The organism is Prosthecobacter sp. (assembly GCF_049294395.1).
In the GTDB taxonomy this organism is placed as follows: Bacteria; Verrucomicrobiota; Verrucomicrobiia; order Verrucomicrobiales; family Verrucomicrobiaceae; genus Prosthecobacter.
Map to the genome: position 1 here is coordinate 1 of NZ_JBAQCR010000019.1, position 23,513 is coordinate 23,513.

Sequence of the window (23,513 nt, forward strand, 5' to 3'; positions counted from 1 at the left end):
ATCTGCCGGTGTGTGCACGCGCAAGTCGCAGCGCTGAAAGCACCACCTCGGTCGCGCTGTTGTTGAAGCGTACGCGTTCCGCACCCGGGATCATCTTCTGCAGCCTCTCGGCCACCTCGATCTCCAGCTCACTCTGCGCCGCCCAGTGCGTGCCTTTGTGTGCCTGGGTGCCAATGGCATTGGCCATGCCCTCCGGTGCGTGACCGTACAGGATGGCCCCCTGCCCGATTTGGAAGTCGATGTACTCATTGCCATCCACATCGAAAAGGCGCGAGCCTTTGCCGTGGTCAAAATACAGAGGCACCGGCACCTCCATCTTGCGGATGCCGCTGTTGACGCCACCTGCGATGCTAAGCTGGGCGCGGGCGAAAAGCTCCGCGGATTTCGGGAAAGTGTAGGACATGGCCGTAAAAGGGTAAAATCAATGCAGCGGAGAACTGTCGTAAATCACCACCCGCTCCCAGAACGTCTTGCACGCCGCCACAAAGCGCAGGTGCTTAGGGCACTCCTTCTGATAGAACTCATGGTCCTTCAGGTCCTTGAAATGCAGCGTCAGCGAGTAGCTGAAAGAGTGGTCAGTCACCGGCCGCTTCTCCGTGTCCGCAGGCTTGCCCACAAAGGCATGCACGAGATAGTCGATTTCGAGCAGATGCATCAGCTCCGTCTCAAAAGTGGCGCGTTGTTCCGCAGAAAGATCAGGCTTGAGCCAGAAATAAACGTTATGAATCATAGTGAGCGCATTGGTACGCGCACAGACAGTCTGTGCAATCGCCAAACTCTGGTTCCAACGCAGGACCAGACGAAGACGGGGCCATTCAGGCAGCTGAGCCAAACAAAAATATCTAAATTGGGTGTTTTTTGCTAACCTCCAGCCCGTTGCGGCGTTAAATAACACAGAAGACATCACCACGGCGTTCCTGCCGGGTCGTTTTCACTCCGCGCAAAGGACCATGGCCCCACTGGGAACGACTTAAAGTCCGCGTTGCACGTCACCACGAACAATGCAAACCTAGTACCATCATGAACCCCACATCCATCCTTGCAATCGGTCCTCTCGGCACGCCTGAGATGATCATCATCGGCATTCTCATTCTCGTCCTGTTTGGCGCGAAAAAGCTCCCCACCTTTGCCCGCAGCTTGGGCAAGAGCATGGGTGAGTTCAAAAAGGCCCGCACCGAGTTCGAGCAGGAGCTTCAGAACGCTCAGGAAGAAGTCGAACGCCCAAAAATCACGCCTCCTCAGGAAAAGCGCCAGCCCGTCGCCAACGTCGAAGATTCCTAGTCGAATCCATCCGCTGGCATGCTGCCACTTCCACAGTTCACGCGGCGGGTCTTGGGACCCGCCGTTTTTTTTGCTCTCGCGGCACTCCTGTCCGCCGCAGAGCCCGAACGCCTGACGTTCTGCTCCTACAATTTGAAGAACTGGCTGACGATGGAGCGATCCATCGGCAAACCTGCCACCCCAAAGCCCGAAACTGAGCGCGCCCAGGTGGTGAAAACACTGACCGCCATCCACCCCGACATCCTCGGCATTTGTGAAATCGGCACCGCCGATGACCTGGCAGAGTTGCAGCAGCGCCTGCAAGCAGCAGGCGTGGATCTGCCCTACACCGAACTAGCCCATGGAGGCGATCCCTCACGCCGCCTCGCCCTCCTCTCGCGCCTGCCCATCAAGACACGCAACACGCAGACCACGCTCACCTATCAAATCGGCGCGCAAACATTGCCGTTACAGCGCGGCATTCTCGATGTGACGATCGCCATCACGCCCACCTTTGACCTGCATCTCCTGGGAGTGCACCTGAAGTCCATGCGCACGGTTTCCGAGGCCGACCAGGCCGAGATGCGCCGCAATGAAGCACGTCTTCTGCGCCTGCACATCGATTCCATCTTCACCCAGGAGCCAGGAGCCTGCATCCTGGCCTACGGCGACTTCAACGCCCACCGCAACGAGCCCTCCCTCGCGGAAATCATGGGCAGCCCGCGATCCGCCGAGACGTCCCTGACAGATGTCCTCCTGCGCGATGCCAATGGCGAGGTCTGGACCCATTTCTGGGATACTGCGGACATCTACTCACGCCTCGACTACTGCTTCACCAGCCGCCTGCTGCGGCCGCACATCGACACCCGCAACTCCTTCGTCCACGCCGACCGCGATTTTTACAAAGCCAGCGATCACCGCCCCCTGGTCCTCAAAATCAGCCCAGAGCCGATTTTGAAATGAGTGGCGCTGCTACTGCTTCACAATCTTCAGCACCCGATTGTTGTAGCTGTCCGTGATGTAAAGCTCTCCCGTGTCCGGCTTGATGGTGACGCCATGCGGACGCGAAAGCTGACACTGCCGGGGATCCCCCCCCACTCCCGCACTGCCCTGCTTGCCTGTCCCGGCGATGCGCTCGATCTTCCCTGTGGTCGGAACAAACCGGCGCACCAGATGAGCCTCGGCATCCGCGATAATGACGCTGTCGTCCTTGTCCACGCACAGATGCTTGGGGCCGTTCATCGTGGCTTCGAGCGCGGCACCTCCATCCCCTTCGCCACCCTTTTTGCCGCTGGCATTGACCACAGTGCGGATATGGCCGGTTTTATCGACCACTCGCAGCGCATTGCCACCGCGTTCGAGAATATAGATGTTTCCCTGACGGTCGGGCGCCACAGCTCGTGGATCTGAGAGAGGTGCGTCGATGGCCACCGCACCGTCCTCAGGCTTGCCACGTTTGCCATTGCCAGCGATCACCTTGCTCTGGTGCGTGGCAAGATCGAGTTCATGCACCTGCAGCAGATCCGCGATGTAGAGCTTGGTCCCCTCAAAGTTCAGCGTGATGCAATAAGGGCCATTTCCCTTTTCCTTGCCCGCAGGGGCACGCCAGCCTTCGAGATTGGAAACAATGCGCGCCTTCACGTCCACCACACGCACCCGGCCGTTCCAGGTGTCAGCGATCAAAACATTGTCATTGGGCAGCACGGCCAGATTGTGCGGCCCATTAAACTGCGCACGAATGGCCTGCCCGCCGTCACCGCTGTCTCCGGGCTTCAATTGACCGGCCACATGCTGGATGGTGCCGCCGCCATCCACCTGCAGCAGGCGGTTGCCAGACACCATCTCGACGATCCACATGTGCCCGCCGGAGTCAAAAGCGGTGCCAAAGGGCTCCTTCAACACAGCATCCGTCGCTGCGATGTCCATGGCATGCTGCGCCCCCCCGCCGGCGACAAGCACGATTTGATCTGCGTGAGCAAAGATTGGCAGACTTAGGGCAAAGAGACAGGTGCGGAGTGAGATCATGGTGGTGAAGAGAGATACTTGCTGAAGCACCGGTTTTTTCCAACCGATATTCACATCGCCAATGCATCCATTTTCAGAATTTTACGCACTCGGCATGGCGATTGCTTTAACATTAGGATGCTCTCTCCCATCCAAGAGTACGTCGAACAATTGTATTCACGCTACGCGTCCAGCATGGACGGTCATGTCGCAGACTATATCCCAGAACTGGCCAAGGCCGATCCACGCTTGTTTGGCATCTGCATCGCCACGCGCGACGGCCATGTCTATGAAGTTGGCGACACCCGCCATGCCTTCACCATCCAATCCATCTCCAAAGCCCTGGTTTACGGCCTCGCGCTGGAAGACCGTGGTGAAAACCATGTCCTGTCGCGAATCGGCGTGGAGCCCTCGGGCGAAGCTTTCAATGCCATCAGCCTCAAGGAAGGCACCGGCGCCCCCTTCAACCCCATGATCAATGCCGGGGCCATCGCCACCGCCGGGCAGATTTTGAAAAAAGACGGCCTGAGCCGCATCGACCGCGTGCTGAATTACCTCAGCGGCTTTGCCGGAAGGCCCCTGGAGATCAATCAGTCAGTCTATCGCAGTGAGAGCGAAACCGGACACCGCAACCGCGCCATCGGCTGGCTGCTGCGCAATTTCGGCATCCTGGATGAAGACCCGGATGAGACCTTGGAAACCTATTTCCAGCAATGCTCGGTGGAGGTCACCTGCCGGGATCTGGCGCTGATGGGGGCCACACTGGCCAATCAAGGCATCCAGCCCTTGACTCGCAAACGAGTCATCCCCTCCGAGTACGTGGACAACGTGCTGGGCGTCATGGCCACCTGCGGCATGTATGACTGGTCCGGCGAATGGATCTACCGCGTGGGCCTGCCCGCCAAAAGCGGCGTCGGCGGGGGCATTCTGGCCGTGCTGCCCGGCCAGCTGGGCATCGGCATTTTCTCACCACCATTGGACAAGCAGGGCAACAGCGATCGCGGCATCAAAGTCTGCATGGATCTCTCTCGCGAGCTGGCGCTGCACATGCTCAATCCGACCGCGACTCCTCTCTCAGCCATCCGCCTGGCCTATCATGGTGGCGAGGTGGTCTCACGCCGTCGGCTGACACCGCAGGCGCGCGAGCTGCTGCGTGTAAACGGCTCCATGATCCAGGTCATGGAACTTCAGGGCGGGCTCACTTTCACCACCATTGAGCCCGTCATTCGCCACGCCACGTCGCTTGCCGCAGAGTGCAAGCACATCATCTTTGACCTGCGTGCAGTCGTCAACGCCAACTCCGTGAGCCTGATCCTGCTGGCCAACCTCGGCGCTCGCCTGGCCCCCCACGGAGTACGCGTGATCTTCTGCCAGCCCGCCAAGCTCATGACCTCCCTGCGCACCGTCGGCATCGCTGAAACGGACATCTTCCCCACCATGGATGCCGCCTTGGAGCACTGTGAGGATTCCCTGCTGCTCGAAGTCTCTGGCGTCTCGTGGCGTCCGCATGCACCGCTGTCGCTTAAATCCTGCTCCCTTTTCCGCCAGTGCACCAATGAAGACATCGTCTTTCTCGAAAAAGAACTGCAGCGGCGTCAGTATGCGAGCAATCAGACGATCATCCGCACGGGAGAGATGGCCGCTGAGATGTTGGTGCTGGTCGGCGGCACCGTGGAGGTGCAGATCCATACCGATCATCAAACACGCAAGCGCATCGACGTCCTCACCGCCGGGATGACCGTGGGTGAGATGGCTTTTCTGGACGGCTCAGCGCGCTCGGCAGACATCGTGGCCTTGGAGCCGGTGGAATGCGTGGTCATCACCAAAGCCTGGTTTGATTCCCTGAACGAGCGCAACCCCTCGCTGAAGATCACGCTGCTGCAGGAAATGACGCAGGAAATCGCCAGCCGCCTGCGTCAGGCAAACCTGTCCATCTCTGCCTTCCACCGCTCGTAGTGGTATTACTTCTGCTTCAGCAGACGCACCCGGTGCGTTTCGCTGTCGCCGATATAAACGGTGCCGTCTGCATCGCAGAAGATGCCATGCAGGCGCGCCATTTTGCACTGAAGCGGATTGCCGTCCGGGCCGTCGCCTTTTTCACCGGTGCCGGCGATGAGTTCGAGATTGCCGGTTTTCGCATCGATCATGCGCACGCTGTGGCTTTCGGTGTCAGCCAGCCAGGCATTGCCAGCCGCGTCAATCGCCACCCCCTTCGGACCGCTCAGCGTCGCCAGTTTGGCCGGACCACCGTTGCCGCTGAAACCTTTGGCCCCCGTGCCTGCCATGTGATGAATAGTGCCCGCCTTGAGGTCGAATTTGAAGACCTGATTCCCCTCGCGCGTGACCAGCCAGAGATTGCCCATCTTGTCGAAATCCAGTGAGCGGGGGCCTTTGAGCGGCGTGCCTGCGATAGGCGCACCATCCGGTGTCGCGCCCGGCTTCCCGGTACCGGCAAAGGTGCTGATCACGCCAGTCTTCATGTCGATCTTGCGAATGACATTGTTGCCGATGTCACACACATAGAGGCTGCCATCGGGGCCGAACTGAATGCTGTGGGGTTGTTTGAACTGAGCCTTTACCGCCAGGTCGCCATCGCCGCTGTACCCCGCCACGCCGGTGCCTGCGAAGGTGGTGATCATCTTCGTTTTCATGTCGATCTTGCGCACGACGTGGTTCGACATATCGACAACATACAGATCCCCCTGCGCATCAAAACGCAACTCATGCGGCAGATTGAAGGTCGCCTCCAAAGCATGGCCACCATCACCGCTGTAGCCTTTCTTTCCCGTGCCCGCGATGGTGCTGATCGTACCGTCGGGGGCCACTCGGCGGATGCGCTGGCCGGTATATTCGCAGAACCAGATGGCACCATCCGGCCCGCGTGTGACGCCAAAGGGATTGTCGATCTGCGCCGCAGTGGCAGGACCGCCATCACCACTGCCCCCTTGGGTGCCATTCCCGGCAAAGGTTGAGATGGTCCATTCGGCGGCGGTGGCAGATTGAACGAGAAAAGCGAGGGTGAGGAGGAGGCGCATGATTGGAACTTGGAACGATGATGGACTGAGTGGTGAATGCCAAGCAGGAAATGAGTACGCAATTCATCGCACCGTTTTGCTGGCGCAATTCGGCAAGCCTGCCAGAATTCGCGAACAACCATGAAAATGCTGCTTCTCTGCACCTGCCTTGCTGTTTTGACCACAACACATGCTGCAGTGCAAATGCCGTCCATCTTCACCGATCACATGGTGCTGCAGCGCGACCTGCCGGTGCCAGTCTGGGGCAAGGCAGCCCCGGGTGAGGACGTCACCGTCGAATTTGCCGGGCAGAAAAAAACAACGAAGGCCGATGCAGCCGGCAAGTGGATGGTCAAACTGGACCCACTTGCCGCCAATGCCGAGCCTCAGGCGCTGAAAGCAGGAAACGTGACCATTCAGGATGTGCTTGTCGGCGAGGTGTGGCTGGCCTCCGGCCAGTCCAACATGGAGTGGGAGATGCAGATGAAGCCGGACAGCGCCGCAGACATTCCCAAAGCCACGCATCCCAATCTGCGCCTCATCGAAGTGCCGAAGACCGTGGCACTGACGCCACAGGATGACGTGAAGACCGCCTGGGCGCGCAGCTCACCGGAAAGCGCCGCCTCATTCTCTGCCATTGGGTATTACTTTGGCGTGCGGCTGCAGGAGGAGCTGAAAGTCCCAGTCGGCATCATTCTCAGCGCCTGGGGCGGCACACGGATCGAACCCTGGACAAGCCTGGAAGGCTTTGAAGCCGTGCCCGCCTTGAAGGATTTCACCGCAGACATCCGCTCCAAGCTTCCCGGCAGCGATTCCTACCGCGCCGAGAATGAGAAGTATCTGGCCGCCATCGAAAGCTGGACGCAGGCCGCACGCGCTGCCTTGAGTCAGAAACAGGCCGTGCCCGCCATGCCAGCGCAGCCTGCGGTGCTGCCGCTGAACCAAGTCACGCCGACCTCGCTTTACAATGCCATGATTCACCCGCTGGTGCCTTACGCCTTTCGTGGTGCCATCTGGTATCAAGGGGAGTCAAACCATGCGGAAGGCTTCACCTACACGGAGAAAACGAAGGCCCTGCTCGCCTCCTGGCGCAGCGTCTTTCAGCAGCCAAATCTGCCTTTCTACTTTGTGCAGATCGCCCCATGGCAATATGGCGCGGAAGACGTGGAAATCCTGCCGCAGTTCTGGCAGGCGCAGCGCGAGTGTCTGAACATCCCGAACACCGGCATGACAACCATCTCGGACATCGGTGAAGTATCCGACATCCACCCCGCGCATAAAAAGGAAGTCGCCCGCCGCCTGTCTCTCTGGGCGCTGGCAAAGAACTACGGCCGCAGTGAGATCGAACCCAACGGCCCGCTCTATGCCAGCCACGCCACTGAAGGCAGCTCCATCCGCGTGAAATTTGATCACGCAGCCAGCGGCCTCGCTGCGCGTGATGGCAAGCCGCTCACACATTTCGAAATCGCCGGCAAGGACGGCATCTTCCACCCCGCCGAAGCCAAAATCGACGGCAGCAGCGTCCTCATCAGCACCGCCGCTGTCCCAGAACCCCGCCGTGCCCGCTTTGCCTGGAGCAAGCTCGCCATCGCCAATCTCATGAACAAGGACGGCCTGCCCGCCACCGCCTTCCACACACACTGGCCGGTGGACCCGGATCTGGGCGACAACCTCGCTCGTGGCTGCACCTGGGAAAGCAGCGACAAAAACGCCTACGGCTGGGACACCGGCCTGACCGACGGCTCCTATGCAGAGTTTCCGCCGAACTGCTACGCCACCAGCAACACCGACACGTTTCCCAAGCACGTCACGATTGATCTCAAAAAAGCCCACCCTCTCAACCTCGTTCGCGTCGGTGTTCCCACCGTCGGCTCGACCAAGACCATCGCTGTCTCCGTCAGCACGGATGGCAGGACCTTCCGCGAAGTCGGCAGGCATGTGTTTCCGCTCGGCAAGGCAGAACGCGCCGACCTGAATTTCCCTGACGCGGAAGCACGCTTCATCCGCCTGAGCTACCTTGATCATCACGAAAAGCTTTCTGCAGAGTATCCGAACACATTTGCCTTCACCACGGAAGTGGAGGCGTATCGGATGAAATAAAGTTGCCCGGTTGCGCCGCAACCGGTCCAGACTGACAGTCAGTTGCGGCGCAACTGGCCACCTTTTCTCCAACCATGAAACTGACTTTCTGCGGTGCCGCCGGCACCACCACCGGCTCGAAACATCTCATCACCGTCAACGGCCAGCGCATCCTGCTGGACTGCGGCCTCTACCAAGGCAGGCGCAGTGAAGCCTTTGAGCGCAATCGCGACTTTCCCTTTGATCCGCAGCAGGTTGACGTGGTCGTGCTCTCACATGCGCACATCGACCACAGCGGCAATCTGCCTCACCTGTGCAAACGCGGCTTCAGCGGCAACATCTTCGCCACTCCCGCCACGCGCGATCTGTGCAGCATCATGCTGCCGGACGCGGCGCACATTCATGAGAGCGACATCAACTGGCTCAACCGCCACCGCAAAAATGACAACCTGCCGCTGCTGGAAGCCAGCTACACCATGGAGGATGCGGAGAATTGCATGCGCCAGTTTGTGTCTGTGGGCTATCACCGCCCCATGATCATCGCCGACGGTGTCACCATGACCTTCATCGATGCCGGCCACGTCCTCGGTTCCGCGCAGGTCATCCTCGACATCGACGACCGCCAGACCGGCAGAAAATCTCGCCTGCTGTTCTCCGGGGACATCGGACGCCCCAACAATGACCTGCTGGCAGATCCCGAAGCCTGCGAGAAGGTGGACCACATCATCATGGAGAGCACCTATGGTGGGCGGCACCACGAACTGGCCACGGACTCCAATGAGCACATCTGCCGGATCATCCGCCGCATCCTGCAGCAAAAGGGCAAGCTCATCATCCCCGCCTTTGCGGTTGAGCGCACGCAGCAGCTTCTCTACACGCTGGATCAACTGCGCCACGAAGGCTGCTTCCCCCTGATTCCCACCTTTGTGGACAGCCCGCTGGCCGTGAAAGCCACGGAGATCTTCCGCCTGCACGTTGATGAGCTCAAACCCTCGGTGCATGAGGCGGCCTTCATGCGCAATGATCCTTTCGGCTTTGAGGGGCTGCAACTCGTGCGGGATGTCAATGAGTCGAAGAACCTCAACAAACTCAAAGGCGCGGCAATCATCATCTCCGCCTCAGGCATGGCCGAGTCCGGCCGCATCCTCCACCACCTCCGCAACAACGTCGGCAACGATCACAACATCATCCTCTTCGTCGGCTACTGCGCGGAGAACACGCTCGGCTGGAAGCTGCGCGAAGGCCACCAGCACGTGAACATCCTCGGCGACGAGTTTGAGGTTCACGCCGGCATTGAAATCCTCGACTCCTTCTCAGGCCACGCCGACCACGACGAACTGCTCGGCTGGTTCAATCGTGTCCAGGGTCCAAAGAAAAACGTCTTCCTCGTCCACGGCGAACCCGACCGCTCCACCGCCCTCAAAGCCGCCCTGGATGCAAAGCACGGAGAAAGCAGCGTGAAAATCGCAGTGATGAACCAGGCCGTGGAGCTATAACTTGCGCGATAGACTGACAAACTTGCCTTGAAGGCCAACGGCCTTCCGTCACATAGCCCAGGGGTGCCGAGCATTAGCGAGCGCTCCCCTGGGTTCCGGCATCCAGTCTGGGAAGCAAACCCAGCACTCCGCCACACTTCAAACCTGCCAGCAGCGTCTGCAATGAGCCCCGCCGCGAGTTTGTCTCATTCAGGCCATGCGTTCACTTCCGCCATGAACGCTCTTCGCCTCAGTCCATTGCGCAAGGTTCAATAGCTCATGGAGTAATTCGGGCGCTCTTGCCCGCATCACTCAGGGTGACATTCGAACTGCGGGCAGCAGCCCGCATCAGCATCAATTCCCGCCCTTAAACAACCGCTTGAAGAAGTGCCCGACCTCGAGCCCCGTGTCGCCGGTCCATTCCCAGGCGTTGCGCGCGGCACGTCTCACGTTGTCGGCAGCACGTTCACCTTTCGAACCGGGCTCAGGAGAAGAAACCGGCGCGCCGGGCACATTGCTGGCCAGACCGTTGTCCCACTGTTGATGAATGACCGCGCCAGTCTCGGCGGAGATGACGATGAATCCCACTTCATTGCCATCCGTGCCATTGAGCGCGAGCCCCCACTCAGGCGCCCCGGTGGTGGCATTGGCGGCGAGTTGGTAAGCAGCAGTGACGAAGTTCGTCTTGGCCAGCGCCGCGTTTTGCTGCGCGATTTTGAGCGCGTCGGAAGAACGGAATCTGATGCGGTTGAACGCGATGACCTGCGGCGGCACGCGCGTGAGCAGCTTGGTGCCACCACCGGCGGCCTTCGGCGCCCAGCCGCTTTTTTCAGCAGTGAGGATGGCACGCACGAGTTCGCCCTGACGGAATGGATCACGCGCATAGACGGACCACTGCGTCGGATCAGCGGCACTGGCCGGTGATTGCAGCAGCACCACGCCTTCGGAGGTCGCCGCCCCGTATTCCTGATCGATGATCGTGGCGATTTCGGGATTGGCCTGGCTCAATGTAGCGCTGGCCAGCAGGAGGCTGAAGAAGAGGGATGTTTTCATGGTAGGAGGCAGGTTGGAGTTCAGCAGTCTAAAAGATATTCAATCGCGGCTGCGCAGCTTGCTAAGCAGGCGCAGAATTTCAAGATAGAGCCAGACGAGGGTGACGAGCAGGCCAAAGGCGGCATACCATTCCATGTGCTTCGGCGCACCGGCAGCACAGCCGTTTTCAATGAAATCGAAGTCCAGCACCAGATTGAGCGCGGCGAGGATGACCACGAATGCCGAGAAGGCAATTCCAACCAATCCGTTGCCAAACAAGCCGGGAATCTGGATGCCAAACATGCCAAGCACCCAGGTGGCCAGGTAAAAAATCGCGATGCCACCAGTTGCGGCAAAAACACCCAGCTTGAAATTCTCGGTCGGTTTGATCATCCCAGTCGAGTAAGCGGCGAGCAGGGCAAACAGGATGCCGCAGGTCAGCATGACGGCGGTGAGGACGATGCCACCGAAGGCCTTCTCATACAGGGCGGAGATGAGGCCGACGAGGACACCGTTGCTCAGCGCATACACCGGCGCGAGTGCAGGTGCCGTGGTGGGCTTGAAGGAAATGATGAGCGCAAGCGCCAGAGGAACGATCCAGCCATAGGTGAGCGCAGAGCCGAACCAAGCAGGAGCACTGCCCCCCATGAGGATCTTCCAGCTCCAGCTGGCCGAAGTGACCAGCAGCAGGGTAAGGATGGCGGTTTTGAGCACGGTTCCATTGAGCGTCATCACTCCATCGGCCGGATTCCCGGAGCGTGATTTCTCAAAGACATGGTCGCTAAGCGTAGGATTGGAAGAGCGCATGATTTGTGAGTGTGATTGCAACCACAAACTACAAGACGCCCCGTGGGTTGGTCAATCGACCTCTTTGATGCTTTTCCTCAGATTGAGGCACCCACGAAAGGCACCAAAACGGAGTTCAAGCAGCCTCCGCTCAGCACACCGGATCCGCCACCGCATGGTGATCCATGGCGGCTTTGACGAAGCCGAAGAACAACGGATGCGGATTGTTCGGCTTCGAAAGAAACTCAGGATGGAACTGGCAGCCAACGAAGTAGGGGTGCGAGGGCAGTTCAATGATTTCAGCCAGATCACCCTTCGGTGAAGTGCCTGAGATGAGCATGCCCTTCTGCTCCATGAGTTCCTTGTAATCAGAATTGAACTCGAAGCGATGGCGATGACGCTCCGTGATGGTGGCGCTTCGATAAAGATCGAAGGCCTTGCTGCCGGGAACGAGATCCGTGACCCAGGATCCGAGGCGCATGGTGCCGCCAAGCAGCTTCACCTTCTTCTGCTCTTCCATGAGGCTGATGACCGGATGCGCCGTAGTCTTGTCAAACTCGGTGCTGGTCGCACCCTTCAAGCCGCATACGTTGCGGGCAAACTCAATGACGGCGATCTGCATGCCGAGGCAGATGCCAAAAAATGGAATGCCTTTTTCGCGGGCATAGCGGGCGGCGGCCACTTTCCCCTCTGTGCCACGGTCACCGAAGCCACCGGGGATGAGAATGCCCTGCAAACCAGTAAGATAAAGCTCAGGACCGGCCTTTTCAATGCTCTCGGCATCGACGCGGATGATGTCCACCTTGCAGTCGTGGGAGGCACCTGCGTGCGTTAGAGATTCGTAGATGCTCTTGTAAGCATCCTGCAGTTCGATGTATTTGCCCACGACCCCGATCCGCACGTGGTGCGTGGGGTGAATGACGCGCTGCACAAAGTTGCGCCAGCGGGTGAGATCCGGCTGCGGGGTGGTGAGATTGAGCAGGCGGCAGACGTTGTCATCCAGCCGCTCTTCATGCAGCTTCAATGGCACCTCGTAAATCGTGTGCTTCACGTCGCGAACCTCGACCACGGAGTCGATGGGCACGTTGCCAAACAGGGAGATTTTTTCCCGCACATCCAGGTCCAGCGGATGCTCGGTGCGGCAGAGAATGATGTGCGGGGCGATACCGATCTCGCGCAGCTTGGCGATGCTCTGCTGCGTGGGCTTGGTCTTCAGTTCCTGCGCGGCCTTGATGTACGGCACCAGCGTGGCGTGAATGAACAGCACATTGCCAACGCCGACCTCATGGCCAAACTGACGGATGGCCTCCAGGAAAGGCAGGCCTTCGATGTCACCCACGGTGCCGCCGATTTCGGTGATGATGACGTCTCCGCCCATCTTCTCCGCCACCTCGTGCATGCGCGCCTTGATCTCGTTGGTCACGTGCGGGATCACCTGCACCGTGCGCCCCTGATATTTCCCGGCGCGCTCCTTGTCCAGCACGCTCTGGTACACCTGCCCCGAGGTCAGGTTGTTCAGCTTCGAAAGATTCGTGTGGGTGAAACGCTCATAGTGACCCAGGTCCAGATCGGTCTCCGCACCGTCATCCAGCACATACACCTCGCCATGTTCGTACGGGTTCATCGTGCCCGGGTCGATGTTCAGGTACGGGTCAAATTTCTGCATGATGACCCGCAGGCCACGGAGTTCGAGCAGCGTGCCCAGAGAGGAGGCGGCAAGCCCCTTGCCAAGTGAACTAACGACGCCGCCTGTGACAAAAATGTATTTCATGGATTCTCTTCGGTTGGAGGTTGTCGGGGCGCAGTTCAAGAAGATTGTTTTTGAAGATGCTTTTCAATCGCGTCGGCTTGCTCCGGCGTATCCACGCCGGGCGAGAGCTCGTCCGTCAGCACCACACGAATTCGGGAGCCGTTTTCCAGGGCGCGCAGCTGCTCCAGTGACTCGGTCTGCTCCAGCCGCGAAGGCGGCCACGCCACAAACTGAAAGAGGAAGCTGCGCTGAAAGCCGTAGATGCCCAGATGGCGGTAGCTTCGCGGCCAGGCCTCAGGATTGCGCAGGTACGGCAGCGGCGAGCGCGAAAAATACAGCGCGTCTCCCTGCGTGTCGAAGATGACTTTGACCACGTTCGGATCGCTGATCTGCGCGGCATCCTGGATCGGCGCGGCAGCAGTGATCATCTTCACACCTGGGTCGTCGCGCAGTGTGCGGGCGAGTTCGTCAATCAGCGCCGGTGAGATCAGCGGCTCGTCCCCCTGCACATTGATGATGACCCGGTGGTCCGGGTACGAATTCGCCGCCTCGGCGATGCGATCCGTGCCGCTCGGATGCTCCGGGGCGGTCAGGACAAATTTCGCCCCAAATCCAGCCGCAGCCTCCGCTATCCGGGCGTCATCCGTGGCGATGATCACGTCGTCGATCTGCCGGCACTCCTGGCAGCGTTCCCAGACGTGCTGCACCAGCGGTTTGCCGGCGATGAGGTGGAGCGGTTTGCCTGGGAAGCGGGTGGAACCCCAGCGGGCAGGAATGGCTACGAGGGTGCGTGAAGAGTCGGTGGTTGCCAAGGTGTGGTGGTGGCGGGCAGGTTCCCCTGAGATGACGCGGAAGAGCGGTCGATGCAAGGGAGATTTGAGCGCTCATGCGGCAGCCCTCGGTCAATGCCCTATCCCCTCCCAGCAGACAGCCTCACCCAGACGCAAAAAACCCGCAGATCAGGTCGATCTGCGGGTTTTGGAAAGGGTGCCTTTCGCCGCGATTTCCCCGAAACTCAGGGAACTGCGGATGCCGGGCTTACTTGACGTGAGCCGAGACGAGCTTGGTCATCTCAAACATGGTCACCTGGCTCTTGCCACCAAAGACAGCCTTCAGCGCCTCGTCAGCATTGATGTTGGTCTTCTTGGCCTGGTCCTGCAGACCGTTCTTCTTGATGTATTCCCACAGCTTCTTGGTCATTTCGCCGCGGGAGAGCGGTTCGGAGCCGATCACTTTCGCAAGAATCTCATCCGGTTGGACGGGTTTGCTAAGGGCTGGGTTCAGTTTGCGGGCGGGTTTCGGATTGGTTGAGTCAGACATGGGGGTAAATGCTGGCCGAATTTTGCCCCATGGTCAACCTCCGTAATGCATCGGATTGATCCGAGGCGATAATTATAATCTTTTACGTAATATTGAGAAACAGTAGGCCATACGCGTAGCCAGTCCGCACTCAGCCCTACCCCTACGGCTCGGCTTTTGCCCCCATATCCCGCCCAGACTCCAGCATCCGTACGCTCTTTTCCACCAGCGGCAGCCACAGGCTCACCCGGGTGCCCAGCCCCTCACGGCTCTCAATGTCGATCTCCCCGCCATGCTCACGGATGATTCGGCGCACAATCAGCAGCCCCAGGCCCGTGCCCGTGGTCCGGGTCGTGGAAAAGGGCTGGAAAAGCTTGCCCATCTGCTCCGCATTGATCCCCTTCCCCGTGTCCTCAAAGCTCAGGCGCACCTCGAAATCCGTGAAGGTGCCGTTGATCGTCAGTATCCCGCCATTGGGCATGGCCTGGCAGGCATTGCGGATGAGATTGTACACCGCCTGCTTCATCTGCCCCGCATCCAGCGGCATGGCGGGTAAATCAGAGCGCAGGTCGAGCTTCAGCTTCACCTTGCAGGCCTCGATCTCCGGCTGGAGAAAGCGCACGCACTCATCCAGCAGCTCGCGCAACTGCACCCGCTGCAGCTGCGGCTTCGTCGGCCGGATCGCCGCCAGGAACTGCCCGATGATGAAGTCGAGCCTCTTGATCTCACCAGTCGCCACATCCAGGTGCTCCCGCAGGCTGGCCCCCTTCGCCCCCATCTTCTTCAGGCGTCGCTCCATCAGCTGCAGATGGATCGTCAAAGAATTGAGCGGATTGCCCAGCTCATGCGCCACCCCGGCCGCCAGCAGCGTGAAGGCATTCAGGCGCTCGCTTTCCAGTTGTTCCTCCGTGCGCTTGCGCGTCTCGGTCACATCACGGATCAGCATCACAAAACCCAGCGCCGAATCATCATCAATGCTCGTGATGTAGAAATTCAGGTACCGGTTCTCCGGGTAAAACACCTCCAGATCCCGGCTCACCACCGTCCCCGGCTTCAGCAGTTCATTCCAGTCCAGTCCCCGCACCCCCTGCGCCAGCCGCTGGCCGATCACCTGATCCTGCTCCAATCCAAAAAAGGTGCACGCCGCCCGGTTCACATAACTGACCTTCCCCTCCGTATCCAGCAGGATCACCCCCTCCTGCAGCGCCTCGAAGACCTTCTCCTGAAACTTCTTCTCCCGCACTAGCTCCAGCACGATGCCCTGAACCTCGCCCGGTTCCAGGCGGTCCATGCGTTTGATAAGCTTGTCAATGAAGGCAGATCTCATAGGCTGACGATTATGAACGACCTCCTGATCGTCTTTTGCACCTTCCCCGACATCGGGAAAGCCCGCGAGACTGGCACGGCACTGGTGGAATCGCAACTCGCCGCCTGCGTGAATCTCATCCCCGCCATCGAATCCATCTACCGCTGGCAGGGCAAAGTGGAAACCTCCGCCGAAGTCCTCGCCATCTTCAAAACCACCCCCACCGCCTATCCCCTCCTCGAATCCCGCCTCCGCGAACTCCACCCCTACGACGTCCCAGAAATCGTGGCCCTTAAACCGGAGCAGGTGTCGGAAGCGTACGCGCGATGGGTTGGAGAGAATGTTTTTTACCTCCCCCCCAGCACGTTTTAGGATAAGCGCCAATTCATTATGGACTGCATGGCAGAAGCTGTTGAAAACTGCAGCCAAAAAAGCGATGAAAATTACTGATGCCCAAAGTTCAACAAGAAAGATAGATGCGCCGGATGCAGCAGTGAAGGCTATGATTGATTGGTTAGTCGCTGAAGCTCAACGCTACATGGTTTCAGGAGGCAGGCTGAAAGAGTTAGGTAACAAGAAGCCTACAGGAGATTCGCCTGCCGAAAACTGGCATCTCCACAATTTTGATCAATTCAACCTGAGGGCCAAGCCTCAGCAAATACACAAAGAAGAAACCAAAGATGCCGATGGCAGAGTCATCAAATCCAGGACTTGGTGCGAAAATGCAGGTGGCGGCGAGATTGCTGCGGCAGTTGAGCAAACCAAATTCTTGTTGGAGGGCATTGTTCAGCGTGCCGAGAAAGGCTCCGAAGAGGCGATGACATGGCTTTATCATCTAACTATGTTTTTGACCCAGGAGTTCTGGTTGGTAATCGAAGCACAGCCCGATCTTGCGTGTCGCCTATCCGCAACTTGGAATTACGTTCCAATTCACTGGAATGACAGTCCAGGCACGATCAAGCGAATCAAGGCCAAGACGAAGCGACTGCAGATGCTGAAACTACCGCCAGTCAGTCTGAAAGTTCAGCCTGACAGTCCTCACCAACAGGCCGCATCCAGAACCATTAGCGCTCTGAACTACCTGATGCGAAGCCCTTTTATTTCCATGCCGCCAATGCCTAATGGCGAGCGTTGCAAGATGTTCGACGAACGTTTTCCAAATTGGTTGAGGAGGGCGATTGATTTCGCTGACCAACAACAAAGTGATTCTCATTATTATGGGGAAATTCTATGGGAGGCTTATGCTTCAGCCATGACTGCTAAGCCCGATTCACCTTGGAAAAAGCAATCGCGGCCACGCAAAGCCAAGGAAAAATTCATTCAGGCACTCATGGCTCGAAGAACGAAGACCCCCTGATGCCTATCTCAAGGGGTCTGAATATCCTTCGCCAAAACCTGCCGTTTCGACATTCTTGAGTGCATGTCCTCGCCACAAAAAGTAACTCCAGAACCCACTCTGACTTTGGAACAGCAGATCCGGCGTCTGCGTTTCCAGGCATTGATAGCGGACAATCGTGCGGCTGATGCCCAATACGATGCATTGCCAGAAACACGCGAAGGGCGGATCATTAGTACAGACTTTGCAAGGTTTCTGGATGATGGCTACCGGGTACACCTGCCTGGCACCTTGCGTGACATCACCCCTTCCTGGGAGGATGCTTGGCGTTATGCACAGGACAGGCTGGAAAGAGAAATTCGCCGACGGCAGGGACGAAAACTCCTGCGACTCATGGCCGGCGGCTGGGCTGCGGGCAAAACGTATGCATTGCAGCGAACAGCACCGGCTGATTTGAATTGGGATGGGACCCTGGTGGACACCGAATGGGCCAGACGTATGATTAAACTGGCATTATCCCATGGATGGAGAGTTCATCTGGCATACGTCCACCGCCCCGTTGAACTGGCCTGCTGGGGAGCTTTGCAGCGCGGCATTGACGAGGGCCGAATGGTGCCACTTTTGGCGCTGCCAGCTCTTCATGCCGAAGTCCAAGCTTCTGTTCTTAAGCTCGCTAAAGAGTTTCAAAAAAAAGCTGAAATTCTGTTACTCTACAATGCAGGCAGCCAGGCCGCCCCGCAAATTCCTTTTGAAATCGACATCGCCGATATTGCGCCTGGAGGCAGATTGCATTACTCTTCCGTTGATGTTGAAGATCTCGAAGAAAAAGCCCGCAGCGTCTGGCAGGAAGCCAGCCGCCAAAAGGTCTGGCCGCAAGCCGTCCTCGACGCAGCAGGCTCAGGAATGGACTGAAAAGGCCAATTTGGAGATCGCCAGCGCGCTCGCTGGGTCACCACTCAAGGCGATACCCAAATTAAGTTCGGCGACCAAAGTAAGCAAATAGGTCGGCAGTTCTATTTGCTTACCTTGCAGCCAAGGCTGTTATTTTGCTGCGCAGATTATGCGCCCATCACCTCCCCCAACGCCCGCTGAATCCTCGCCAGCGTCTTCTCCTTCCCAATCAAATGCGCAATCGTCGTCACACCCGGCCCGCGTGACTGACCACTCAGCGCAAAGCGCAGCAGCGGCATCATCGCACCCGGCTTCACGCTCAGCGCCTTCGCTGCCGCTTCCACGGCATCATGCACACTCTGCTCAGTCCACTCTCCGGCGAGAGCCATTTGCTCAGCAGCAGCCTTCAGCAGACCCGCATTCTCAGGCTTGGCCTTGAGCTTCGTCACCACATCCGCCTCGAAAGGATAGTCCTCGCGGAAGAAGTAATGCACCCACTCCGGCAGTTCAGTCAGCAGGCTCACCTTCTCGCGCACGCTGTGAACAGCGGCAGCAGCCATCGCGTCATCGGTCCAAGTCAGCCCCTTGGCCGTGAGGAACGGACGCGCATGCTGCAACAGCGCCTCCGGGCTCAGCTCCCGCAAATACTGCGCGTTGAACCACAGCGCCTTTTTCAGGTCAAACTTCGCGTTGCTGCTGTGAATCGCATCCGCATCAAACAGCGCCGTCAGCTCCTCACGCGATAGCTTTTCGCTCTCCGCCTTCGGCGTCCAGCCCAGCATGCAGAGGTAGTTGAACACCGCCGCAGGCAGGAAGCCCGCGTTCATGTAGCTGTGCTCGATGGCACTGCCTTCATCACGCTTGCTCATCTTGCTGCCATCCGGATTCAGGATCAGCGGAATGTGCGCATAAGTCGGCGGCGTGGCACCAAAGGCATTAAAAAGATCAATGTGCTTCCAGGTATTCGAAAGATGATCCTCACCACGCAGCACGTGCGTCATGCGCATCTCGATGTCATCCACCACGTTCACAAAGTGGAAGATGTAACTGCCGTCCGGGCGGCGGATGGTCATGTCAGGCTCCTCAGTCGGGGCGAATGTCACATCCCCGCAGACGAGGTCATGCACCGTGATCGCAGTGCGGCTGAATTTGAAACGCATCGCCCCATCAGCCTCGGCATACACGCGCCCGGCGTCCTCCAGCTTTTTGAAATACGCGTCGTAGATGTCCTTGCGCTGGCTTTGAAAATACGGGCCGCAGTCACCACCCACTTCTGGGCCTTCGTCCCAGTCCAGCCCGAGCCAGCGCATGCCTTTGATGATGCCAGCAGCGGCCTCCGCCGTGTTGCGCGCGCCGTCCGTGTCTTCCACCCGCAGGATGAAGGTACCGCCGCTCTTGCGGGCCATGAGCCAGTTGAACAAGGCCGTGCGGGCGCCTCCGACGTGGAGATCACCGGTGGGGGAAGGAGCAAAGCGGACGCGAATGGACATAATTGGAAGGAAGTAGTGCGGGCAATCCTGCCCGCTCAGAACGAGTTAAAACAGGGGGTGGCGACAATAGCCGGAATTCGCCAATTCAAATTTCAAATCTCAAATTTCAAATCTCAAATTTCAAATCTCACAGGACTGATTATGCTCACCGGCATGAAGAAGATCACCCGCATCCTGCTCATCCTGTTCGGTCTCGGCGTGCTGCTCGCCGTGGCGGCCCCTCTGGGCGGCGTCTGGTGGCTGCGCAGTTATGTGAACCAGGAGCGCCTCACCCTGGAGACAGAAAAGAACATCAATGCCCGCGTCCAGCTGGATGAAGTCAACCTCTCGATCCTCTCCTGGCCTCCCAGCCTGCGCCTCTCAGGAATCAAAATCGGCCCGCGCGATCAATACGCCGGCACCCCCATCGCAGCCCGCCCACCGATGCAGCATGCGCCTGTGAATATCGAGATGGCCTACCTGGAACTGGTGCCCGAAGGCCTGTGGCACCGCCATTTTTATCCGCGCGTCCTGCGCATCATCGGCCTGGACGTGACTGAAACCGTCAGCCCTCAAGACGGCAGCTCTCTGCAAAAGCTCTTCCAGCCGCCGCCGGAGAAGTTGGCGCAGATGCAGCAGGAAGAAGTACCTCGCGCCATCCCAGTCCAATCACCGCCCGTGGCCGCCGTCCCTTCGCCCGGACAGCCTGCACCCGCTTTGACCACTCCACCTGTCTCGGAGCAGCCCGCGCCTCCCCCGCCTGAGCCCAGCGCCGAACGTCTCTCCCTGCAGGAAATCAGCATCGAGCAGGCGCACTTCCGCGTCACCAATCAAGGGGTGGATTCACAGTTCAAAGCCGACATCAGCGACTTCAGCCTCGCACTCACCGACATCGACATCGACCCCGCAGACCTCACGGCACACAACCGACTCCACGTCCGCCTCGCCGCCAAGGCCGTGGTGGATGGCGTGGCCAAGATCGGCGGTCAGACCCGGCAGGTGCGCTTTGCCGACATGACCCTCCATGGCGAAGGAGACGTCAATCCCGTGGATCCCGCCACACGCATGTGGTCCCCTGCGGCGGATCTGAACCTCATCATTGACCGCGGCTCCTCCATCGGCGGAAACATGACCATCGGCGAGACCGCCGGCCAGCATCTGGACAAGCTCATGAAGTACGGCATCGACCTCAGCGCCGTCCGCATCGGCGGCATGCTCGCCCAGGACGTCCACGCCCACATCCTCTACCGCGAACAATCCATGCGCTTCCTGGAAGACACCCAGTTTGCTCTCCCAGACTACGAGTACACCATCAAGCGTGACTCCTGGATGGACTTCGCCAAAGACCAGCAGGGCATGCTTACCCGCCTCTCCTGTGGGGAGGCGATGAAGCAAAGCCTCATGCAGGGCATCGCCAGTCGCGGCATCAATCGCACCATCTCAAAGCTCATCGTAGAGGGCCTCTCCGACAGCCGTGGCCGCCTCACATTCGACCTCACCATCACCGGCTCACTGTCCCATCCCGAGGTCAAACCCGACCTCCAGGTGAAGCTCGAAAACCTGCTCGGTAATGACATCGAAGACAAAGCCAAGGACCTCATCAACACCTTCAAAGGCCTCAAAGGCCTGTTCAAATAACGCATCGACCGCAGCTGCCAGTGGTTTGATCCTGCCAATATTCCACACTTCCGAAAGAGGAGTGAGATGCGGCATCAATGCTTGGCACGAGTACTACTAGCTTAAGACAGTGTTTCTTCTGTAGCTGCCGCCTCTCAGCACCAAAGGTGCGACCTATCGCAGCCCAGGGCATGCCGAGCGTCAGCAAGGCCGCCCTGGGTCCATGCCCCACCTTGTCGGGAAGCAAACCCACCGCATTCTTCCCACGCCGCGCCCACCAGCAGCGTCTTTCAACGCCGCATCGTCGCGGTCTGTGCGTCCAACTTCAAAACCCACAAACAGCGCCCTTAACTGAGCGCCATTCATACTTGGCAAGTCATCACACGCCGCTTAGCATCCCCCCATATGAGCAATAAATCTTATGGATGCCTGATTGCCCTGCTGCTGCTCGGACTCATTGTGAGTCTCGGTCTGAATGTGGGCCAGTTCCTCGGCAAGCTGGACCTCGATGTCGGCGCAGACGCAAGTTTTTCAACCGCACGGCCCAAGCGCCATCTGCATGAATCCACCGTCGAGTCCCCCAAGCAGTCCTCGCGCGACAAGATCGTCCACATCGACCTCGAAGGTGTCATTTCATCCATGACCATGAGCGGGCTTTTTGCCGAAGCCATGCCCAGCGTGGAGTCCATCAAAAACTCACTGGAGCAGGCCGTGGCGGACACCAACGTGAAAGCCATCGTGCTGCGTGTGAACTCCCCCGGCGGCGAGGTCACCGCCTCAGACATCATCTACAATGCGGTCAAGAAAGCCGCCAAGGTCAAGCCTGTGGTCGTCTACATGGATTCGATGGCGGCCTCGGGCGGCTACTACGTGGCATGCGGTGCCACCAAAATCGTGGCCAGCGAAACCACCCTGACCGCCAGCATCGGAGTGATCATTGAGACCATGAACTACAGCGAGCTGTTTGGCAAAGTGGGCCTGTCGATGACCGCCTTCACCAGCGGTGCCTTCAAGGACTCCCTCAGCGGCGCACGCCCCATGCGTGAGGATGAAAAGGCCTACGTGCAGAATCTGGTCATGCAGATGTACGACCGCTTCCTCGGAATCGTGTCCGAGGCACGCGGCGTGCCGAAAGAGCAGCTCAAGAGCACCGTGGCAGACGGCCGCGTGGTGACAGGTCGTGAAGCCCTCGCCGCCAAGCTCGTGGATCAAATCGGCTACGTGGAGGATGCCTACGCTCTGGCTCGCACCCTCGGCAAAGCCGCAGATGCTGGCGTCGTGAAGTATCGTCATGAAGTGAGTTTCTTTGATGTGTTCGGCGCGGCCTCCGCCAAAGCGGGCGCTCAGCCCGCCAAGGTGCAGCTGGATCTCAGCAGCGGCCTGCTGCCAAAGCTGCTCCCAGGCGTCCCCTATTACCTTCCCCCGAGCTTCGCCCACTGATCATGCTGGATGTGCATTCATTCGGCGTCCTGCACGATCTGTCCGTCTTTGTCAGCATCGCCACTGCCATGGCGCTGGTCAGTTACTGGCTGCTTCGGCACGCGCGTCCAGAAGTCTCCTGGAACCATGAAGGCTCCGTGCTCTCTCGTCCCTACGGCGCGCCGGATTTGCTGGTGCTGGCCGGGATAGGCCTGCTTTTCATCCTCTCCATGCAGCCCCATGAGACGGGCCAGACCGGAGGAGACACAGTCAACGACGGCAGCCTGGTCCTCGGCATGGTGTTCCATCTCACCGTCTGCGCAGGACTTCTGCTCTACCTCTTCCAAGTCCGCAGCCTGAATCCCGCCGAACTCTTTGGCCTGCAGAATCTGCACTGGCGCTCGCTGGCGGTGACGCTGGGAATCTTCACCATCATCATCTTGATCTCCGTGAATGTGGTTTCGGCCATCACTGTGACCTGGCTGCAGAACTTCTGGACGGACCTGGAGCCCCAGGAAACCGTCAAAGCCTTCCAGAAATCAGACGGCATCGGCTTCAAATTCCTCGTGATCTTCCTGGCCGTGGTGATCGCGCCTCTGGCAGAGGAAACCCTGTTTCGCGGCTTCGTCTATGGCGTGCTCAAACGCTACACCGACGCCCCATTCGCAGCACTGAGTTCATCCCTCATGTTCGCCATCATCCACATGCACGTCGGCAGCCTGCTGCCCCTGTGGATGCTCGCAGTCCTCTTCTGCCTCGCCTACGAAATCACCGGC

Annotated in this window: 22 protein-coding genes; 11 read left to right on the forward strand and 11 right to left on the reverse strand. The window is 58.9% G+C overall.

Features of this window, described 5'->3' with window-relative positions; all coding sequences use genetic code 11:
• Together WAW39_RS01195 and WAW39_RS01200 are read right to left on the reverse strand one after the other, a co-directional pair.
• Nucleotides 1-403: aminotransferase class III-fold pyridoxal phosphate-dependent enzyme (locus tag WAW39_RS01195; protein WP_422314922.1), on the reverse strand; the 403-nt coding region annotated here is incomplete at its 3' end.
• 18 nt (nucleotides 404-421) lie between these two features.
• The gene (locus tag WAW39_RS01200; protein ID WP_422314924.1) at nucleotides 422-730 is read right to left on the reverse strand and encodes a Dabb family protein; all 309 of its coding nucleotides are present in this window, start codon (nucleotides 728-730) and stop codon (nucleotides 422-424) included.
• Nucleotides 731-1,020: 290 nt separating this feature from the next.
• Between WAW39_RS01200 and WAW39_RS01205 the strand changes: the two genes are divergently transcribed.
• Entirely contained in the window at nucleotides 1,021-1,281 is a 261-nt protein-coding gene (locus tag WAW39_RS01205; RefSeq protein ID WP_395731087.1) for a twin-arginine translocase TatA/TatE family subunit, read from the forward strand.
• Nucleotides 1,282-1,299: 18 nt separating this feature from the next.
• Nucleotides 1,300-2,223, forward strand: coding sequence for an endonuclease/exonuclease/phosphatase family protein (locus tag WAW39_RS01210; RefSeq protein ID WP_422314928.1), 924 nt, complete (start codon nucleotides 1,300-1,302; stop codon nucleotides 2,221-2,223).
• A 9-nt stretch (nucleotides 2,224-2,232) separates the two neighbouring features.
• On the opposite strand, the gene WAW39_RS01215 is transcribed toward WAW39_RS01210, so the two are convergent.
• On the reverse strand, nucleotides 2,233-3,285 hold the full coding sequence (locus WAW39_RS01215) for a hypothetical protein (RefSeq protein WP_422314930.1): 1,053 nt from the start codon (nucleotides 3,283-3,285) through the stop codon (nucleotides 2,233-2,235).
• A gap of 117 nt (nucleotides 3,286-3,402) precedes the next feature.
• Between WAW39_RS01215 and glsA the strand changes: the two genes are divergently transcribed.
• Nucleotides 3,403-5,220, forward strand: coding sequence for a glutaminase A (gene glsA / locus WAW39_RS01220; RefSeq protein WP_422314932.1), 1,818 nt, complete (start codon nucleotides 3,403-3,405; stop codon nucleotides 5,218-5,220).
• Between the two features lie 5 nt (nucleotides 5,221-5,225).
• Here glsA and WAW39_RS01225 read toward each other — a convergent pair whose 3' ends face one another.
• Complete coding sequence (locus WAW39_RS01225) at nucleotides 5,226-6,299, reverse strand: hypothetical protein (protein ID WP_422314935.1); 1,074 nt, start codon at nucleotides 6,297-6,299, stop codon at nucleotides 5,226-5,228.
• Between the two features lie 183 nt (nucleotides 6,300-6,482).
• Here WAW39_RS01225 and WAW39_RS01230 point away from each other — a divergent pair, with 183 nt between their 5' ends.
• Together WAW39_RS01230 and WAW39_RS01235 are read left to right on the forward strand one after the other, a co-directional pair.
• Nucleotides 6,483-8,378, forward strand: a complete 1,896-nt coding sequence (locus WAW39_RS01230; RefSeq protein ID WP_422314937.1) for a sialate O-acetylesterase — start codon at nucleotides 6,483-6,485, stop codon at nucleotides 8,376-8,378.
• A 74-nt stretch (nucleotides 8,379-8,452) separates the two neighbouring features.
• The gene (locus tag WAW39_RS01235; RefSeq protein ID WP_422314939.1) at nucleotides 8,453-9,853 is read left to right on the forward strand and encodes an MBL fold metallo-hydrolase RNA specificity domain-containing protein; all 1,401 of its coding nucleotides are present in this window, start codon (nucleotides 8,453-8,455) and stop codon (nucleotides 9,851-9,853) included.
• A 333-nt stretch (nucleotides 9,854-10,186) separates the two neighbouring features.
• Here WAW39_RS01235 and WAW39_RS01240 read toward each other — a convergent pair whose 3' ends face one another.
• The 6 genes from WAW39_RS01240 to WAW39_RS01265 all read right to left on the reverse strand — a co-directional run bounded on the left by WAW39_RS01240 (nucleotide 10,187) and on the right by WAW39_RS01265 (nucleotide 16,026).
• Nucleotides 10,187-10,885, reverse strand: a complete 699-nt coding sequence (locus tag WAW39_RS01240; protein WP_422314941.1) for a hypothetical protein — start codon at nucleotides 10,883-10,885, stop codon at nucleotides 10,187-10,189.
• A gap of 39 nt (nucleotides 10,886-10,924) precedes the next feature.
• Nucleotides 10,925-11,671: a Bax inhibitor-1/YccA family protein gene (locus tag WAW39_RS01245; RefSeq protein ID WP_422314943.1), complete on the reverse strand. Its 747-nt coding sequence runs from the start codon at nucleotides 11,669-11,671 to the stop codon at nucleotides 10,925-10,927.
• 130 nt (nucleotides 11,672-11,801) lie between these two features.
• A complete protein-coding gene (locus WAW39_RS01250; RefSeq protein WP_422314947.1) occupies nucleotides 11,802-13,421 on the reverse strand; it encodes a CTP synthase in 1,620 nt (539 codons plus the stop codon).
• A 35-nt stretch (nucleotides 13,422-13,456) separates the two neighbouring features.
• A complete protein-coding gene (kdsB, locus tag WAW39_RS01255) occupies nucleotides 13,457-14,212 on the reverse strand; it encodes a 3-deoxy-manno-octulosonate cytidylyltransferase (RefSeq protein WP_422314949.1) in 756 nt (251 codons plus the stop codon).
• A gap of 226 nt (nucleotides 14,213-14,438) precedes the next feature.
• Nucleotides 14,439-14,720 (reverse strand): SWIB/MDM2 domain-containing protein, encoded by a 282-nt coding sequence (locus WAW39_RS01260; protein WP_422314952.1) that lies wholly within the window; start codon nucleotides 14,718-14,720, stop codon nucleotides 14,439-14,441.
• Nucleotides 14,721-14,862: 142 nt separating this feature from the next.
• The gene (locus WAW39_RS01265) at nucleotides 14,863-16,026 is read right to left on the reverse strand and encodes a two-component system sensor histidine kinase NtrB (RefSeq protein WP_422314954.1); all 1,164 of its coding nucleotides are present in this window, start codon (nucleotides 16,024-16,026) and stop codon (nucleotides 14,863-14,865) included.
• Between the two features lie 12 nt (nucleotides 16,027-16,038).
• Here WAW39_RS01265 and cutA point away from each other — a divergent pair, with 12 nt between their 5' ends.
• The 3 genes from cutA to WAW39_RS01280 all read left to right on the forward strand — a co-directional run bounded on the left by cutA (nucleotide 16,039) and on the right by WAW39_RS01280 (nucleotide 18,253).
• Nucleotides 16,039-16,377, forward strand: coding sequence for a divalent-cation tolerance protein CutA (gene cutA, locus WAW39_RS01270; RefSeq protein ID WP_422314956.1), 339 nt, complete (start codon nucleotides 16,039-16,041; stop codon nucleotides 16,375-16,377).
• A complete protein-coding gene (locus WAW39_RS01275; protein ID WP_422314958.1) occupies nucleotides 16,346-17,362 on the forward strand; it encodes a hypothetical protein in 1,017 nt (338 codons plus the stop codon). The genes cutA and WAW39_RS01275 overlap by 32 nt, the downstream gene beginning before the upstream one ends.
• Before the next feature lie 63 nt (nucleotides 17,363-17,425).
• Nucleotides 17,426-18,253, forward strand: coding sequence for a zeta toxin family protein (locus WAW39_RS01280; RefSeq protein ID WP_422314960.1), 828 nt, complete (start codon nucleotides 17,426-17,428; stop codon nucleotides 18,251-18,253).
• Between the two features lie 146 nt (nucleotides 18,254-18,399).
• Here WAW39_RS01280 and WAW39_RS01285 read toward each other — a convergent pair whose 3' ends face one another.
• Nucleotides 18,400-19,722, reverse strand: coding sequence for a glutamate--tRNA ligase (locus WAW39_RS01285; protein WP_422314962.1), 1,323 nt, complete (start codon nucleotides 19,720-19,722; stop codon nucleotides 18,400-18,402).
• Nucleotides 19,723-19,875: 153 nt separating this feature from the next.
• Here WAW39_RS01285 and WAW39_RS01290 point away from each other — a divergent pair, with 153 nt between their 5' ends.
• From WAW39_RS01290 to WAW39_RS01300, 3 genes are all read left to right on the forward strand, one after another.
• The gene (locus WAW39_RS01290; protein ID WP_422314964.1) at nucleotides 19,876-21,339 is read left to right on the forward strand and encodes a hypothetical protein; all 1,464 of its coding nucleotides are present in this window, start codon (nucleotides 19,876-19,878) and stop codon (nucleotides 21,337-21,339) included.
• A 384-nt stretch (nucleotides 21,340-21,723) separates the two neighbouring features.
• Complete coding sequence (sppA, locus tag WAW39_RS01295) at nucleotides 21,724-22,758, forward strand: signal peptide peptidase SppA (RefSeq protein WP_422314965.1); 1,035 nt, start codon at nucleotides 21,724-21,726, stop codon at nucleotides 22,756-22,758.
• Between the two features lie 2 nt (nucleotides 22,759-22,760).
• Nucleotides 22,761-23,513 (forward strand): CPBP family intramembrane glutamic endopeptidase (locus WAW39_RS01300; RefSeq protein ID WP_422314966.1); only part of this gene is annotated, 753 nt, incomplete at its 3' end.